This window comes from Affinundibacterium baiyunense, assembly GCF_018139645.1.
Classification (GTDB): Bacteria; Pseudomonadota; Gammaproteobacteria; order Burkholderiales; family Burkholderiaceae_D; genus Undibacterium; species Undibacterium baiyunense.
Genome location: NZ_JAGSPM010000002.1, coordinates 301,008 through 317,270, shown reverse-complemented (window position 1 = coordinate 317,270; position 16,263 = coordinate 301,008). Strand labels below are relative to the sequence as shown.

General features: G+C 45.4%; 13 protein-coding genes. 6 read left to right on the top strand and 7 right to left on the bottom strand.

Annotated features, from left to right (window positions below; genetic code table 11):
* Positions 1–26 precede the first annotated feature (26 nt).
* From KDM92_RS04625 to KDM92_RS04615, 3 genes are read left to right on the top strand one after another with little or no spacing between them, the layout of a single operon-like run.
* On the top strand, positions 27–1,895 hold the full coding sequence (locus KDM92_RS04625; RefSeq protein WP_212683213.1) for a CHASE2 domain-containing protein: 1,869 nt from the start codon (positions 27–29) through the stop codon (positions 1,893–1,895).
* Positions 1,892–2,425 (top strand): SH3 domain-containing protein, encoded by a 534-nt coding sequence (locus KDM92_RS04620; protein ID WP_212683212.1) that lies wholly within the window; start codon positions 1,892–1,894, stop codon positions 2,423–2,425. The genes KDM92_RS04625 and KDM92_RS04620 overlap by 4 nt, the downstream gene beginning before the upstream one ends.
* On the top strand, positions 2,422–3,336 hold the full coding sequence (locus KDM92_RS04615; RefSeq protein WP_212683211.1) for a M48 family metalloprotease: 915 nt from the start codon (positions 2,422–2,424) through the stop codon (positions 3,334–3,336). The genes KDM92_RS04620 and KDM92_RS04615 overlap by 4 nt, the downstream gene beginning before the upstream one ends.
* 166 nt (positions 3,337–3,502) lie before the next feature.
* Here the strand turns inward: KDM92_RS04615 and KDM92_RS04610 are convergent, their stop codons facing one another.
* The 4 genes from KDM92_RS04610 to KDM92_RS04595 all read right to left on the bottom strand — a co-directional run bounded on the left by KDM92_RS04610 (position 3,503) and on the right by KDM92_RS04595 (position 7,809).
* Positions 3,503–4,678: an acetyl-CoA C-acetyltransferase gene (locus tag KDM92_RS04610; RefSeq protein ID WP_212683210.1), complete on the bottom strand. Its 1,176-nt coding sequence runs from the start codon at positions 4,676–4,678 to the stop codon at positions 3,503–3,505.
* A gap of 296 nt (positions 4,679–4,974) precedes the next feature.
* Positions 4,975–5,541, bottom strand: coding sequence for a phasin family protein (locus tag KDM92_RS04605; RefSeq protein ID WP_212675746.1), 567 nt, complete (start codon positions 5,539–5,541; stop codon positions 4,975–4,977).
* A gap of 297 nt (positions 5,542–5,838) precedes the next feature.
* Positions 5,839–6,321: a methylated-DNA--[protein]-cysteine S-methyltransferase gene (locus KDM92_RS04600; RefSeq protein ID WP_212683209.1), complete on the bottom strand. Its 483-nt coding sequence runs from the start codon at positions 6,319–6,321 to the stop codon at positions 5,839–5,841.
* A gap of 21 nt (positions 6,322–6,342) precedes the next feature.
* Positions 6,343–7,809: a DNA-3-methyladenine glycosylase 2 family protein gene (locus KDM92_RS04595; protein ID WP_212683208.1), complete on the bottom strand. Its 1,467-nt coding sequence runs from the start codon at positions 7,807–7,809 to the stop codon at positions 6,343–6,345.
* Positions 7,810–8,008: 199 nt separating this feature from the next.
* Here KDM92_RS04595 and KDM92_RS04590 point away from each other — a divergent pair, with 199 nt between their 5' ends.
* The gene (locus KDM92_RS04590; protein ID WP_212683207.1) at positions 8,009–10,927 is read left to right on the top strand and encodes an ATP-binding protein; all 2,919 of its coding nucleotides are present in this window, start codon (positions 8,009–8,011) and stop codon (positions 10,925–10,927) included.
* A gap of 231 nt (positions 10,928–11,158) precedes the next feature.
* On the opposite strand, the gene KDM92_RS04585 is transcribed toward KDM92_RS04590, so the two are convergent.
* The 3 genes from KDM92_RS04585 to KDM92_RS04575 are packed head-to-tail and all read right to left on the bottom strand — an operon-like array spanning position 11,159 to position 13,888.
* Positions 11,159–12,727, bottom strand: a complete 1,569-nt coding sequence (locus KDM92_RS04585) for an ammonium transporter (RefSeq protein WP_212683206.1) — start codon at positions 12,725–12,727, stop codon at positions 11,159–11,161.
* Positions 12,728–12,743: 16 nt separating this feature from the next.
* Complete coding sequence (locus KDM92_RS04580; protein WP_186891440.1) at positions 12,744–13,082, bottom strand: P-II family nitrogen regulator; 339 nt, start codon at positions 13,080–13,082, stop codon at positions 12,744–12,746.
* A 47-nt stretch (positions 13,083–13,129) separates the two neighbouring features.
* A complete protein-coding gene (locus KDM92_RS04575; RefSeq protein WP_212683205.1) occupies positions 13,130–13,888 on the bottom strand; it encodes a TorF family putative porin in 759 nt (252 codons plus the stop codon).
* A gap of 418 nt (positions 13,889–14,306) precedes the next feature.
* Between KDM92_RS04575 and KDM92_RS04570 the strand changes: the two genes are divergently transcribed.
* Both KDM92_RS04570 and KDM92_RS04565 read left to right on the top strand, forming a co-directional pair.
* Positions 14,307–14,549, top strand: a complete 243-nt coding sequence (locus KDM92_RS04570; protein WP_212683204.1) for an accessory factor UbiK family protein — start codon at positions 14,307–14,309, stop codon at positions 14,547–14,549.
* 37 nt (positions 14,550–14,586) lie between these two features.
* Complete coding sequence (locus tag KDM92_RS04565; RefSeq protein ID WP_212683203.1) at positions 14,587–16,113, top strand: YifB family Mg chelatase-like AAA ATPase; 1,527 nt, start codon at positions 14,587–14,589, stop codon at positions 16,111–16,113.
* The last annotated feature ends 150 nt before the right edge of the window (positions 16,114–16,263 follow it).

The window sequence follows — 16,263 nt, the reverse complement described above, 5'->3', positions numbered from 1 at the left end:
CTTATCCGTCAACATCAAGCATGATCATGAAACGACGCTTCGGGTTTATTCCCTTATTCAGCTTGATATTTGTATTGATCGCGACTGCCGAAATCGTATGGCTGCACAAGCTACAACGATTGGATCATTTACTGTCCGACTTTCTGGTCAAAACACATGCAGAAAAATTGCAAGCAGATCCCGATATCGTGATCATCACGATCGACGACGCAAGTTTGGCGGAAATGGAAGCAAAAGTAGGGAAATGGGTATGGCCACGCTCAGTGCACGCTGAAATACTTGAAGCAATCTACCAACAACAGCCCAAAGCCATCGTCTTTGATTTAACTTTCAATGAAAAAGATAAAGATCGTCCCGAAAGCGATCAATTATTTAATGAGGCAATTCGTGGCAAGCAACATGTTTATTTTCCGATTACCTTACGCTCATTAAATAACGACGCCTATGTGGGACGTTTAAGCGATCTGCAACAAGCACTTGGCTTGATCAAAACCGCACAAGCAGATCCTGAAGCGCGCGGTGGTTTTCTACCGCCGCTGGCGATTGACATGGCATCTTGGCAGGTCGGTACCATCAATTTTAATCATGATCGCGGCATCGGTCGCAGCTACGATTTATATAGCAATTTATCGGGCTGGTTAATGCCTTCCTTGCCCGCCAAAGTGATGCAAAGCCTGGGTTATCCAGTACCGCAGCAAGCTGAGATCTTGTTATCGTGGCGTGGTAGCAAATATCCATACAAGCGTATTTCTTATAGCGAACTATATGCAGATATCGACCGCGCTAAGTCTTTACGCCCAGCCAATGAATTCCACAATAAGATCGTGATCATTGGTGCTGATGCCTCGTCTTTACACGATATTCGTCCAACACCAATTGATAACGAATACTCCGGCCTCGATATTCTGGCGACCGCGATGGACAATCTAAAGAATCAGCGTGCCATGCAGATGCCTTCGCAATGGCCATTCTTGTTAGTCACTTTGATGGCGATTGCTGCCATTTACATTTGCTTTGTGAAACGCATCAATGCACTCATTCCTGCGGTGGCACTCAGCATGATCACACCGCTAAGTATCGTGCTTGCCTATCTAGCCTTATCGCAATTGTGGATCATTCACATCATCACGCCGCTGTTGATCGTGTGGACGTATTACTTCAGTTTAGCCTTGCGTGAGTATTGGATAGTTCATCGCTCTTATCAAGCAACCATCAAAGAATTTGGACGTTACGTCAATCCCCATGTAGTCAAAGATTGGATCGCAAAAGAAGGCTCTGAGCATGTCGGTGAGAAAGCCGAAAGTCGCAACATCACTGTCCTGTTTTCAGATATTCGCGGCTTCACTAGTCTCTCGGAAAATCGCAGCCCTGAAGAAGTAGTAGCATTACTCAATCGCTATTTCACGCTACAAGTCGAAGTGATATTCCGCTTCAACGGCACCGTTGATAAATTTATAGGCGATTGCATTATGGCATTTTGGGGTGCGCCACTGGATAACCCGCAACATGCGCGCGATGCGGTGATGGCGGCAATTGAAATGTCTAAAGTATTGGAGAAATTTAAAGCAGAGCTTGAGGATACGAACCTCGATTTTGATGTTGGTATCGGTCTGCATTCCGGGCCTGCGGTGGTCGGTTCGATTGGTTCTGCTGAGCGAAAAGAATTTACCGCAATTGGCGACACCGTTAATCTCGCTAGTCGAATCGAAGGCTTAACCAAAGGCGTGTCGCGTATCTTGGTATCCGCCGAAACGATGCGACTATGTGGTGACGCGCTTGACTTTCACCCGGTTGGCTCCTATAAGGTAAAAGGACGTGAACAAGAAGTCATTTTGTTTTCACCACTCGCTCCAATTTGTCCTCCCTCGCCACAAAACGATAAGGATGCAATATGAATCATCAGCAAAAAGTCTTAGCACTTGCTTGCGTAATTGGCTTATCCAACAGTCCATTACATGCAAATGCACAAAATACTGGACAAGCTACGGTAGCCCGTAGCGCCGAGCTCAAAGCCCAACCTTTTAGTGATGCCGCGACGGTAAAAATGCTGGCAGAAAATCAAAAACTGGACGTACTCTCACGCAAAGCTAGCTGGATGGAAGTGCGAGATCAAGCACAAACAGGCTGGGTCAAAATGCTTAGTTTGCGTTTTGAAAGTAAGGGCGCGGAAACCAGCAGCAAAACCGGTGATACCGTCAAAAGCCTGTTGAGCTTTGTAAAAACAGGTTCTAGCGGCAGTACCACTACCACTGGGGCAAAAGGCTGGAGCAAAGAAAGTTTTGCGAACCTCACACCAAACCCTGATGCGTTCGAAAAAATGAAGTTATTGTATAGCGATAAATCTGATGCGATTAGTTTTGCAAAACAAGAGAACTTAAAAGAGCAAGAACAAGCCTATCTAAAAACCAAGGGAGAGCAACCATGAAGCCAATCATGCGTTCATCTGTGGGTTCAGCAGTGCGTTCCCGCCTACGTTCTCCCATTCGTATCAGTATCCTGTTAGCCAGCCTGCTATTTGCTACGCAAATTTCTGCAGAGCCACAATTTAAATTGGACATAGGCAAAGCTTTTTCTGCACTAAAAAACACCAAGAGTGCGGTCGTTCCGTTAACCGAACAAGAAGAGATCGCTTTGGGTCAAGGTGTGGCCAGCAATTTGATGAATCTAGCGCCTTTGGTCGCTGACAAGGAAGTCCAGCAGTACGTGAATCGAGTCGGACGTTGGATCAGTTTACATAGCGAACGCCCCGACTTACCTTGGACATTTGCCGTGCTCGATCATGACGATGTCAATGCCTTTGCCGCGCCCGGTGGTTATGTGGTGCTTACCAAAGGAATGCTGCTCAAATTGCGAAACGAAGCGGAGTTAGCCGGTGTGTTAGCGCATGAGATTGCCCACATTGTACGCAAGCATCATTTAAATGCGATTCAAAGTAGCAGTGGCAAACTTGCACTTAAAGAAGGTGCGAGTCTGCTCATGGACGCAAAAGGCAAGACGGATCAACGTTTGCTAACTGCAATCAGTGCTGGTACAGAAATTTACGGCAAAGGCTTAGATAAAGAAGATGAGTTTGATTCTGACCGTGTTGGTATCGTACTGGCGGCTAGAGCTGGTTATGATCCATACGGTTTGCCTGCGGCGCTACAGACCTTGCAAAGTATCACTGCGGACAGCTCTAGCTTGCAATTGATGCTAGAGACACATCCAAAACCGAATGATCGATTGGCACAACTAGATCAAATCATGGGTAAAGATTTTGATCGCTACGACAATTTGCCTGCACTACCAGGGCGCTTTGAAAAAATGATTGGCCGCTTAAAAGTAGCGTCGAAATAAATGCACTAAATAAGCGTGCTAAATCATTGCGCAAAATCATTGCCCGCTTAAATCGGCACAAAAAAACCTGCAAGTTGGAGCTTGCAGGTTTTTTTTATGGTCAATACATATAATCAACGCATCTGATTAATGTATTAAGATACTAAGGCACTAAACCATCATCGCATTAACGCTCAATCGCCAGCGCAACACCCATACCGCCACCGATACACAAACTCGCCAAACCTTTTTTGGCATCGCGGCGTATCATTTCGTGAATCAAGCTCACCAGAATACGGCAACCTGATGCACCGATAGGATGACCAATCGCAATCGCACCGCCATTCACGTTGATCTTATTGGTATCCCAGCCCATTTCACGATTGACACCGATTGCTTGTGCAGCAAAGGCTTCATTGATTTCCATCAAGTCGACTTCTTCATGCGTCCAACCAGCTTTTTTCAAACACAATTGTGCTGCTGGTACTGGGCCTAAGCCCATGATCGTTGGATCGATACCGGCGGATGAATATGCCTTGATTTTTGCTAACACTGGCAAACCCAATTCGGCTGCTTTTTTGGCGGACATCATAATTACTGCTGCGGCACCATCATTCAAACCAGAGGCATTTCCTGCGGTGACTGTACCTGCTTTATCAAAGGCTGGGCGTAATGCCGCCAAGGATTCTAAGGTGCAACCGTGTTTGATAAATTCATCCGTATCGAACACGGTCGTTCCTTTTTTGCTGACGATTTCGTAAGGAATAATTTCATCAACAAACTTACCAGCCTTTTGTGCGGTCTCAGCTTTGTTTTGTGAAGCTAAGGCAAAGGCATCTTGCTCTTCACGCGTAATGCCATGTTTTTTTGCGACGTTCTCAGCCGTAATACCCATGTGATATTGGTTATAGACATCCCACAAGCCGTCAACAATCATCGTATCGACGAGTTTTGCATCGCCCATACGGAAACCATCACGCGAACCCGCTAACACGTGTGGGGAGGCACTCATGTTTTCTTGGCCACCTGCGATCACGATATCTGCATCGCCCGCCATGATTGCCTGTGCTGCTAAGTGCGTTGCTTTCAAACCGCTACCACACACTTTATTAATCGTCATGGCAGGGACCATATTCGGTAAGCCGGCACGAATCACCGCTTGGCGCGCGGCATTTTGTCCCACACCTGCAGTCAATACTTGCCCCAAAATCACTTCATTGACGGCTTCTCCGCTCAAGCCAGTTTTTGCTAATAAGGCTTTAATCACATGCGCGCCTAAATCAGATGCGGCGACTTTAGCCAAGGAACCACCGAATTTACCAACCGCGGTACGTCCAGCGGCAACGATTACGACTTCTTGCATGTGTAACTCCCTAAAGAATTAAGTCAAAGTTGGGGGGAATTCATAAGAGTACACCAGTCTGTTCGGCTTCGTACGCAATTGGCTAGGAAAATATTGCATTGCGTCAGAATTGCTGATTTTTTATGCAACTAATCTGGTTTTTATAAAAATTACGGACGAAAAAAAAGCCTTCTTTTCAGAAAGCTTTTTTGCGCTGCCACTTCTAGGATTCGAACAAGTTCAATTGGACTTGTGGTCGAGAGCGGCGGCTTCTTAGTCGTTTAGGGCGTGGTTTAAGCACGCCCTGATCGGCTAAATTACTTCTTTTTTGCAGTTGTGGTTGCTTTTTCAGCAGCTTGTGTGAATTGCTTGGTTGCATTCGCCAAGTTGTCTTCCAAAGTTGCCACAGCTTGTTTGGTTGTTTTAGACAATTGTTCGTAACCAGCGTTGATGTTACCAACCACTGTTTTCAATGCAGTTACTGCTTGCTCGGAACCTGCTGGTGCATTTTTTGTTACTTCGTCGATTAAAGAAACAACTTTTGCATTAGTGTCAGCGATATGAGATTCCACTGCTTTAGTGAATTCTTGTTGTGTTGCTGAAGTGATGCTTGCCAAGTGACGGCCATATGCCAATGCTTTCTCTGCATTTGGTTTTGCTTGTGCAGAAGCCAAAGCGATCAATTCTTGTGCGTCTTTTGCTTTCAACAACTGTTGTGTTGCTGCTGTGCCTTCTTCGAAAGTTGCTTTAGCAGCGTTCACGTTCAAGGACACGAATTGTTCCAAACCTTCAAATGCTTTTTGGTTCAATGCGGTGATTGCAGCGAATTGCGCTTCTAAGTTTGTCTTAGTAGCAGCGATAAATTGTTCTGGTGTTGTGTACATGGAATTCTCCGATAAGTTGAGGATTTAGTTTGAATCAAAACGGCAGTGAGTCCAAAAAATCTTAAACATGGTGCACCGCAACAATTCGCATTCTACTGACTATTTTTTAAGCGTCAAGCTTTTTTTGTGCATCGCATCAAAATAGTTATCGGAGAGGGTATTTTTATTTGCTTTACGATAATTTTCTTTTGTTTTTCAAGGATTTAGCCGATTGTTTCAAAATATGGCTGGTCGTATTAAGTGAGTAAAATTTAATCATCATTTGACGATTTAATGCCCATTTTCTGTTGCTGATTTTTATTGACGACTTTCTAGTAACAATAAGCGCCGTTTATTTTCTAAACCGCCTGCATAGCCTTGTAAATCACCATTGGCGGCAATGACTCGATGACAAGGAATTACGATCGATAAGGGATTACGCCCGTTTGCCGCACCTACGGCACGAATTGCGTTAGGCCTGCCTATTTGCTGCGCCACTGCAGAATAACTACGCACTTCGCCGTAAGGTATCGTTTGCAAGGCTCGCCAAACCTCTTGCTGAAATGGCGTACCTTGGGTGCAATCTAAAGGCAAATCAAACTCACGTAACTGACCAGCAAAATACGCATCTAACTGTTGTGCAGCATCTTTTAGCAAAGCATCATTCGAATCTGCTTGCCAAGCACTATCGAGCTGCAAATGTTTGTGTTCAGAAAAATAGATACCCGCCAAGCCTAGCTCACTCGCCAGCAAACGCAATGCTCCGTATGGCGAGGGATGAATCAGATATTTTTTAAGCATAATTTATTCGCTAAAACAATTTTATAAAGATTGCCAAAGTAAGAGGGCAGCATAGCTACGCCACGGTGACCACGCTTCCGCACGTTGAAGTAGTTGCTTTTCCGTGCAACGCAAGGCAGTCTGCGATGGATCATGACTGACCGCCTTTTGTAAACCAAGATCACCGGCCGGAAAAGCATTAGAAAAACGCAAAGCGCGCATGGCGATGTATTGGGCAGTCCATTCACCAATCCCTGGCAATGCCTTTAATATTCGAATTACCTCGTGTAAGCTAATACCAGGCTTAAATTGCAAACCACCCGCTGCTGTAAATGCAGCGAACTGCTGTATCGTCGCAGCGCGTGTCTTCGGTACCCCTATGGTCGCGATCTGTTCTACGCTCAATTGCGCTAAACAGTCGGGGCTGGGAAAGTGATGCGAAATACCCTGCCAAGGGCTCTGCATAGACACACCAAATTTCTGCACCAAACGCCCGGCAACCGTGGTCGCGCCAGCGACACTGACTTGTTGCCCAAGAATTGCGCGAATCGCTAATTCGAATGCATCAAAACTTCCGGGTACCCGTAAACCTGGGGTACGACTCATTTGCTGTGCCAGTAGTAGATCTTGTTGCAAATGTTGTGCGATCACGATCGGGTTTGCTTCGACATCGAATTGTTGACGAATCCTTGCAAGCAAAGGCAAAAGAACCGAACTCAAACTAGGTGCGATGTGCAAAAGTAACTGCTGTTTATCGGCCGCGTGACTTACCTCAACCCAGCCAGTTTTTCCATCTAGCTGCACGCTACGACGGTAACAAGCTTGTTGCAGATCGACCTGTTCTAAACCTAACATCGCGCGCCCATGCAAATAGGCTAATAGCTGATTCCATGCATACGGTGGTCGATATGCCAGACGCAAGCTGATTCCTTGCTGACTTTCAGTAGGCGTTTGTGTGCGCCGGATGGAGGCTGGCGACATTTTGTAACGCGTCTCAAACAAGGCATTAAACCGACGCACGCTGCCAAAGCCAGAAGCAAACGCGATTTCTGTCATGCTTAACTTGGTCTCTTGTATCAGTTTTTTAGCAAATAACAAGCGCTGGGTCTGTGCCAATTCAACTGGACTGACACCAAATTCCTGCAACATGACACGCCGCAATTGACGTGAAGATAAACCGACCTGCTCAGCCAATGTTTCAACGCTTGCTTCGTTTAACGCACCCGCACTAATTTTTTGCCATATCGCGTGCGCCAGATTTTGTTGCAAGTTATACGGCGCTAACTCTGGCCGACAACGCAAACAAGGCCGAAAACCCGCCGCTTCTGCCGCCGCTTGTGAACTAAAAAAGACACAGGAAGTCTGACGAGGTGTTTTGACGCGGCAAATTGGGCGACAATAAATTCCCGTGGTCGTGATACCTGCAAAGAAGACGCCATCAAAGCGTGCATCTTTTGCGGCAAGCGCGCGGTAAAAATCATGATCTTGTGCGGAAATGTGCGGCTGCATTTTTTCTATTATCAAGTGAAACAAAACAGGTAAAACGAATCAGAACCCAAATTGCAGACAATTCGTCAAATCGACAACAAGGTCACACAATAGTTAATTAGGTAAGTACAGTTGCTCGTTAGCTTAACCCCGAATATCCTAAGCGACTAGCCATTTTCGGACAAACAAATGTTGGACTAGCCAAATAAAAAAGCAGCACATGAACGATCTCATCCAACGCATAGAAGAATGCTCACGACGCCATCCGCAATTGGCGATTTCGCTATTTCAAAAATTAGAACAACGTGCCTACCAAGAAAAACGTTTGTCGCAGGCATTAAATGCCTTGGTTCGCCGTTTTTTTATTTGCGAACGTTTAGGTAGTGGAGATACGCTCAATGACGCGCTGTATTCAGGTCTACAAAGCGCAGAGCACCAAGGTTTAACCTATCAAGCGGGTCGTGTCATGCTTTGCCTTGGTCGCATTCGCTATACACAGGGCATTTATAAAGAAGCGATCTATTTTTGGACCCGTTGTATCGATCTCTGCAAGATCACCCACGATACCGAGGTCGCGATTGAAGCTCGTATCGGGCTCGGGCAAATTTATGATGCGATGGGAGATTGGGAAACCGGCGCCAGCTTCCACCGACAAGCGGGCACCCAATTAGAAACCTTTGATCGCCCTTATCTCAAAAGTAAGCAAACGATCAATTTAGGTGTTAATTGCATGCAGTTGGGCCAAATTGAGCAGGCGACGGAACTATTTCATCAAGCGCTCGCACAAGCAAAGCGTGGCAATATCGCAGAATATGTGGCTGAGGCCCATTGGTATTTGGGCGTATTAGCGCAACGCAAAGGACAAACGCAAGTTGCCTACGATGAAGTGCAATTGTCGATTCAGTTAGCACAGGCATGTAAATATCAATGGTTAATGAGCCCGGCATTCAATACTTTGGGCGAAATTTTCATTGAACAGCAACTAACTGCACAGGCAATCGAAATCTATCTTCAAGCATTACAGTATGCAGAACAAACTGGCTCTCGCAAACAAAGTGCGCAATGTTGTCAGGCACTTTCCGCACTATATGAGGCAAACGGTGAACCTGCATTCGCACTGAAATACGCGCGTCTTCATCATCAGATCTCGACTGAAATTGCCGAAGTCAATGTGATTGATCAATTCAGTGCGCTACGTGAATATGATTTATCAAAAAAGCCGCCGGTTGAACTATTGCTTGATTTATCGTCGAATAGCCAATTAGAAAACAAGAGCTTATCCGAAGCATTAAATTATGTCGGCAATGAAGCAATCAATATTTTGGAAATTGATACCGTCTGCTTATGGCTGAAAGATGGGCAGAAATTACGCTGCGAAATGTTAGCGAATAGCTCTGCGAATGAATATCCTGAAGAACTTACCAAGCAAACTTCTTTGGGTTTCGGGGTTGGAAAAATTCTTGAACCGCAAGAATTTCTCAAATATTTTCAAGTAGTGCAAAACTTGCACACGCCAATTGCCATACATGATTTGCGCATCCACCCAGCGGCTGCTGAACTGAGCGCTTTGTATCAACCATTAGCTCTGTGTTCACTATTAGAGATTTCCGTGCGTTTGCACGGCAATCAAATTGGCGTGATTAGTTTTGGTAAAGCAGGACAAAGAAAAAATTGGTCGCGCGAAGATCTTTTATTCGGCAGCCATATCGCCAATTTAATTCAACAAATTTTAAGCCTAGACGAACATCGAAAAGCGCAAAGCCGTCTAGAAAATCGGGTGGCAGAACGCACCCAAGAGTTACAAGAACGAACCGAGCTGCTTCGAACCGCCCACCAAAATATTTTTATTCTCAGTGAAATCGGTAGAGAAATTACGTCTCAACTTGACCGTGAAGGCATCATTCGTACCTTGTATCAACATGTGCATAAACTGATGCCTGCAGAATTCTTATCGGTCGGTGTGTACAAGGCCGAACAAGGCTTAATCGACTTTCCTTGCAATATTTTGCACGGAAAAGATCTATTGCCCTATCACCGCGATTTGCAAGATCCTGATTTGTTATCGGTATGGTGTATTCAACATAAAAAAGCAATTTACATCAATGATGTGCATGAAGACTATTTGCATTACATCGGTATCGATGGCTTAGATAAACTGTTTGCCGAAGAATCTCTCGATGATACAGACATTCATTTTGCGCCGCTGTCTTTGATCTATGTGCCTTTGATTGTTAAAGACCGTTTACTTGGCTTACTTTCAATGCAAAGCTCGCGGCGAAATGCTTTTGAACGCATGCACGTTGATATGTTAACGACGCTGGCAGCTTATACCGCGGTTGCATTCGATAATGCAGATACCTACCAACAACTATCTTCGGCACAGCAGCTGTTGATGTCGAAAGAAAAGCTAGCTGCTTTAGGCGCTCTGGTGGCTGGGATAGCGCATGAAATCAATACGCCACTGGGAAACTGCTTGCTCACGGCAACCACCTTAAAAGAAAGCTCAAACAAATTTATTCGTCTTTATACCGAGAACCAATTAAAGCGTTCGGACTTTAATCATTTCACCAGTGTCTTACACGAAGCCAACGAAATGTTGATGCGAAACTTATTGAACGCGAGTGATTTGGTCAGTAGTTTTAAACAAGTGTCGGTCGATCAAACTAGCCAGCAACGTCGTTCGTTTAATTTGCTAAAAACCAGTCAAGAAATCGTGCGCACCATGCAAAGTCGGATCAACAAACAGAATCACCAATTGTTGATTGATATCCCAGAACAAATCGAAATCGATAGTTATCCAGGTCCATATGGTCAGGTGATTACCAATTTCATCAACAATGCACTCTTACATGGCTTTGAAGGTCACGATGCGGGTACCATGCAATTAAGTGCTAAACAAATCGATCGCAGACATATCAAGATATGCTTTAGCGATAATGGTAATGGCATTCGCCCTGAACATTTGCGACGCGTGTTCGATCCGTTCTTCACTACTAAATTAGGGCAAGGCGGCAGCGGCTTGGGTTTAAATATCGTACATAACATCGTCACAGATTTGCTACGCGGTACGATCAAGGTAGACAGCAAACTCGGCGAAGGAACAAAAATCACCCTGCAATTACCAGTATGTGTGGATTAAAATAAAAAAAACGCCTCCCAAGCTACTGAGAGGCGCGAAGTCCCACCAAGAAACAGTACAAATCAAATTGTTATTGTGTACGAGCGGTAGCAATGAATTTGAGTTTAGAACATCATCCAAAAGGTCTTTAAAGACGGATTTCAAAACTCACTGCACAACGCATTTTAAAACTTTGTCGAGATAGGATTCAGAGTCAGTTATTACGCCCAACTCTGAATCGTACTCACATTACTAAGAGTGATAAGCGGATTCACCATGACTAGTGATATCCAAGCCCTCACGTTCTTCATCTTCCGCCACGCGCAAACCAATCACCAAATCGACCAATTTGTAAGCGATCACAGAAACCACGGCTGACCAAATGATTGTCACACCAACTGCAGTTGCCTGAGTCGTTACTTGACCAACGATGCTGTAGGCGTCTGCGGACATTTTGTTGGCAACGTAATCAAAAATGCCTTGGCCGCCCAATGAAGGGGACGCAAACACGCCAGTCAACAAGGCACCTAAAATACCGCCGACGCCATGTACGCCAAACACATCAAGGGAATCATCCGCGCCCAACATACGTTTGAGTCCATTCACACCCCACAAACAAACGATACCCGAAGCCAAACCGATCAATAAACCACCCATAGGGCCAACGAAACCACATGCTGGGGTAATCGCGACTAGGCCAGCAACAGCGCCGGAAGCAGCACCTAACATCGATGGCTTACCCTTGCTCATCCATTCGCCGAAAACCCAAGATACCGTCGCAGCGGCAGTCGCTAATAAAGTATTCACAAAAGCTAAGGCCGCAATATCATTGGCTTCATAAGCAGAACCCGCATTAAAACCAAACCAACCTACCCACAACAATGAGGCACCAATCATCGTCATAGTCAAAGAGTGTGGTGCCATCGCTTCTTTACCGTAGCCGACGCGCTTACCGATCATGAAAGCACCAACCAAACCCGCAACTGCGGCATTAATATGAACCACAGTGCCACCAGCGAAATCTAACGCGCCCATTTGGAACAAGAAGCCCGCTTTTGCTGTTTCTGTCGCCAAAGTCGTAACGTCTTTGATCGCATCCGGACCAGTCCAGAACCACACCATGTGTGCGACTGGTAAGTAACTGAAGGTGAACCAAATCACGACAAACGCCAACACCGCTTTGAATTTTGCACGTTCCGCAAACGCACCAATAATCAAGGCACAGGTGATTGCTGCAAAAGTCGCTTGGAATGCGACGAAAACAAACTCTGGTATCACCACGCCTTTTGAAAAAGTCGCAGCACTCGTGAAACTAGCTTGCACAGGATCCCAAATTCCTTGCAGTAAGACACGATCAAATTTACCAATAAAACGACTGCCTTCAGTGAACGCAAGTGAGTAACCGTAAATACACCAAAGTACAACGATCACTGAAAAAATCATGAACACCTGTAATAAAACAGAGAGCATATTTTTGGCACGCACTAAACCGCCGTAAAACAGCGCCAAGCCTGGGATCGACATCATGGTGACCAATAAAGTAGCCACTAACATCCACGCGGTGTCGCCTTTATTTGCGGTTGGCGCAGGTGCAGCGGCGGCTGGCGTAGCTTCTGCTACGGCAGGAGCTACACTTGCAGCAACAGGCTCACTGCTAGCAGTCGCACTTGCTGTCGATGCAGCAGCGACCTCGGCAACGGCAGATGCCACACTCGCAGCAGCACTAGCGCTCGCCGCTAAATCTTCGGTATTTGCCCAAACAGTTTGCGCCATCGCCAGCACACAAACAAAGGCGGCAAGAGATTTCAATAGTTTTTTCATTTTCTTCTCTCGTCGATTAAAGTGCTTCGTTGCCAGTTTCGCCAGTACGAATACGGACGACTTGCTCTAAGGAATAGACAAAAATTTTGCCATCGCCAATCTTGCCTGTACGTGCCGCTGTTTCAATCGCTTCTATCGCACGATCAACGATGTTGTCTTCAACCGCAGCTTCGATTTTTGTCTTAGGCAAAAAATCGACGACATATTCAGCGCCACGATAAAGTTCGGTATGCCCTTTTTGACGACCAAAGCCCTTAACTTCAGTCACAGTAATACCTTGTACGCCTAATTCAGAAAGTGCTTCACGCACTTCGTCTAACTTGAATGGTTTAATGATTGCCGTTATCAGTTTCATGATGGTCTCGGTAATGTTTTAGTTTGGTCTTCGATTTGAACTAGAACTTAGAATGCTTTTACTGCCGACAGGACTAAACTGGTTTTGCCAGTGAACTTGCCTGCTGGTGTGTAGTAGTACTTAACGTCAGTGTTGGTACCAATGACTGCTAAGCTGAAATTGACGCCGACCAATTCTTTGGTCACGCCGAGTTTCCAATCGTTGTACGAGTAGGAAGAATTGTTTTTGATGGTCTGACGACCGTAGTGCAAGTTCAGGGTATAGCCTTCACCCATATCCAAGTTCGCGCCTAAGTCCAAGTAGCCACTATTTTTGCTGTCAACAAAGCCAAATAAGTTCGTCACAGAGTGAGAATATTTTGCATAGACTGGACCTGTGCTGATTTGGCCATAAATTTCGGTCGTATTGGCATCGACAAATCCAGCCACATTTTTTAATCCATTACTCGGATAAACATAAGACAAAACGCCGACGTCATAACTCACATCATCGGTAATCGAACCACGTTTGCCCGCATACAAATCCATTTCGATTTCGCCGCTACCACCTGCATCTTTAGTCCATTTAATCGTTGATAACCACGTTCCAGCATACAAGCCGTATGTGTTGTTCACGTAATCAGCACCGCCTTGTAATGCAGGTTTCAAACGAGATTGCGAAATTCCGCGATAGCGATAATCGCTAACCGCACCCAAATTAAAACTCACTTCGTGTTCAGGCTTTGCTTCTTGAGCTGAGACATTGCTCGCAAATAAACCACTAGCAAAACAACTACTCATTGCTGCACAGAATAAAATCTTTTTCATGGCGCTTCCCTCAGTTAGTTAAATATCAGTTCGTGTCAGTTCGAAAATTGGTGGCGCAAAATTGAACGCTTTCTTGCTTACTAGCAGATCTCGTGCCAGCTTTATTGCAGTGCGCAAATTCAGATTGATTTGTAGCGAGAAGCTTAGGTTTAAGCCCATTTGAGAGGCACAATTTCGCCTGTTTTAGGCTATTACGCTTGAGGCGCTATGAGAAAACTACGATTTAGCATCAATAAATACTCTACGCCTCAGGAGTAATTTATTTGCATTTATTTATATTAATTTTTTATTTCTCGCACTAAAATGACGCAAATTCATGTTGAGAAAAATCTATAATGCACCGGAAAAGTACTTTTCTATTTTCCATCCACTGGTAGTCATACATTAAGGCCTACCAATTCACATTAGGACAACTCTCATGGAACCGAATCAATTTTTTAATGATATGCAAGCCAAGATGCAACAGGCTTTAGAAAACTCACCTGCTAAAGATATTGAAAAAAACCTGAAGGCGATGATGGCCCAAGGTTTTGCCAAACTCGATTTGGTCACACGTGAAGAATTTGATATTCAGGCGCAGGTGTTAGCAAAAACGCGCAGCAAACTCGAAGCTTTGGAGTTACGGATTGCTGAATTGGAAGCACAATTACGAGACGAATAGCAGCACGCTCGTCTCTATTATGGGATAAGCAAACAGGATGGCACTCGCAGTTCTTAAAAGTCGCGCCTTAAATGGCATGGATGCACCAGAAGTCACTGTCGAAGTCCATCTTGCAAATGGTCTACCCGCATTTACGATCGTTGGCTTACCTGAAACCGAAGTTAAAGAATCCAAAGATCGGGTTCGAGCCGCGTTACAAAACGCCCGTTTTGATTTTCCAGCGCAGCGTATTACCGTCAACTTAGCTCCCGCTGATTTACCCAAAGAATCGGGACGCTTTGACCTACCAATCGCCTTAGGAATTTTGGCAGCATCAGGTCAAATTCCAGATGATGCTTTAGATCAGTATGAGTTTGCTGGCGAATTATCACTCTCTGGCGAACTAAGACCTATCCGCGGTGCGCTTGCGATGACTTTCGCGATTTGCAAAAGTGCGCAGCGCAATCAAACCGCAGCACGCGCATTTATGCTTCCAAAACAAAATGCTGAGGAAGCAGCATTAGTCAGTGATGCAAAAATCTATCCCGCCGAATCTTTGCTACAAGTCTGCGCCCATTTTGCAGCACGTGATCCAGATTCGAAAATTTCACCGCATCAAAGTCAGCCACATAAAAATACAATTTGCTATCCTGATTTCAGCGATGTGAAAGCGCAAACCCAAGCCAAACGCGCCCTAGAAGTAGCGGCGGCAGGGCGGCACAGTATCTTGCTAATGGGGCCACCAGGAACAGGTAAATCCATGCTGGCGAGCCGTTTTCCCGGAATCTTACCTGGCATGACAGACCAAGAAGCGCTTGAATCTGCCGCAGTGCAATCCCTCAGTAATGGCTTTAGCTTAGCAAGGTGGAAGCAACGCCCCTATCGCAACCCGCACCATACTGCTTCTGCAGTCGCGCTGGTCGGTGGTGGTGGAACACCTCGACCTGGAGAGATATCTTTAGCGCATCATGGCGTACTTTTTTTAGATGAATTACCAGAGTTTGACCGCAAAGTATTAGAGGTATTACGCGAACCTTTGGAGTCAGGGCAAATTCATATTTCGCGCGCTGCCAAACAAGCTAGTTTTCCTGCACGCTTTCAGTTAATTGCGGCAATGAACCCTTGCCCATGCGGCTACTTCGGTCATAGTAATAATAAGTGCCGTTGTACGCCGGATGCCGTGTTGCGATATCAAGGAAAAATTTCAGGCCCGTTAATTGATCGCATTGATATGCAAATTGTCGTACAAGCGCTGCCACAAGATGAATTATTTGCTTCTCATCAAAGTGAGAATAATGCAGCTATTCAAGCTCGTGTCGAATCAGCATTTCATCGGCAAATCAACAGGCAAGGCAAACCCAATAATCTACTCGACACCAAAGAAATCGATTTGTTTTGCACAGCCGACGCAGCCACAGAACAATTGCTACGTAGTGCGATGCTGAAATTAAATTGGTCGGCACGCGCCTATCACCGCGTATTAAAAGTTGCCCGCAGCATTGCAGATCTGGCAAACTCTCCAAGTATATTACCGGCGCATGTGGCGGAAGCGATACAGTATCGACGTGCTTTGCGTGAACATTAACTTCCAACAACAAGAGCTTCGCAATTTTCAAAACTTTGGCTTACACTGTTACTTAACGGTAAGTACACAAGGCACACATTACCGCAACTATTATTCGCCTTCTCGCTCGCTTCAATTCTCTTTTTCTAAGCAGAAATAAACTAAGCAAAT

What these genes read in the sequence shown, in the direction of transcription:
- KDM92_RS04580 (WP_186891440.1), bottom strand. Translation starts at nt 13,082, where the DNA reads ATGAAACTGATAACGGCAATCATTAAACCATTCAAGTTAGACGAAGTG.
- KDM92_RS04620 (WP_212683212.1), top strand. Translation starts at nt 1,892, where the DNA reads ATGAATCATCAGCAAAAAGTCTTAGCACTTGCTTGCGTAATTGGCTTA.
- KDM92_RS04595 (WP_212683208.1), bottom strand. Translation starts at nt 7,809, where the DNA reads ATGCAGCCGCACATTTCCGCACAAGATCATGATTTTTACCGCGCGCTT.
- KDM92_RS04565 (WP_212683203.1), top strand. Translation starts at nt 14,587, where the DNA reads ATGGCACTCGCAGTTCTTAAAAGTCGCGCCTTAAATGGCATGGATGCA.
- KDM92_RS04570 (WP_212683204.1), top strand. Translation starts at nt 14,307, where the DNA reads ATGGAACCGAATCAATTTTTTAATGATATGCAAGCCAAGATGCAACAG.
- KDM92_RS04625 (WP_212683213.1), top strand. Translation starts at nt 27, where the DNA reads ATGAAACGACGCTTCGGGTTTATTCCCTTATTCAGCTTGATATTTGTA.
- KDM92_RS04575 (WP_212683205.1), bottom strand. Translation starts at nt 13,888, where the DNA reads ATGAAAAAGATTTTATTCTGTGCAGCAATGAGTAGTTGTTTTGCTAGT.
- KDM92_RS04590 (WP_212683207.1), top strand. Translation starts at nt 8,009, where the DNA reads ATGAACGATCTCATCCAACGCATAGAAGAATGCTCACGACGCCATCCG.
- KDM92_RS04585 (WP_212683206.1), bottom strand. Translation starts at nt 12,727, where the DNA reads ATGAAAAAACTATTGAAATCTCTTGCCGCCTTTGTTTGTGTGCTGGCG.
- KDM92_RS04615 (WP_212683211.1), top strand. Translation starts at nt 2,422, where the DNA reads ATGAAGCCAATCATGCGTTCATCTGTGGGTTCAGCAGTGCGTTCCCGC.
- KDM92_RS04610 (WP_212683210.1), bottom strand. Translation starts at nt 4,678, where the DNA reads ATGCAAGAAGTCGTAATCGTTGCCGCTGGACGTACCGCGGTTGGTAAA.
- KDM92_RS04605 (WP_212675746.1), bottom strand. Translation starts at nt 5,541, where the DNA reads ATGTACACAACACCAGAACAATTTATCGCTGCTACTAAGACAAACTTA.
- KDM92_RS04600 (WP_212683209.1), bottom strand. Translation starts at nt 6,321, where the DNA reads ATGCTTAAAAAATATCTGATTCATCCCTCGCCATACGGAGCATTGCGT.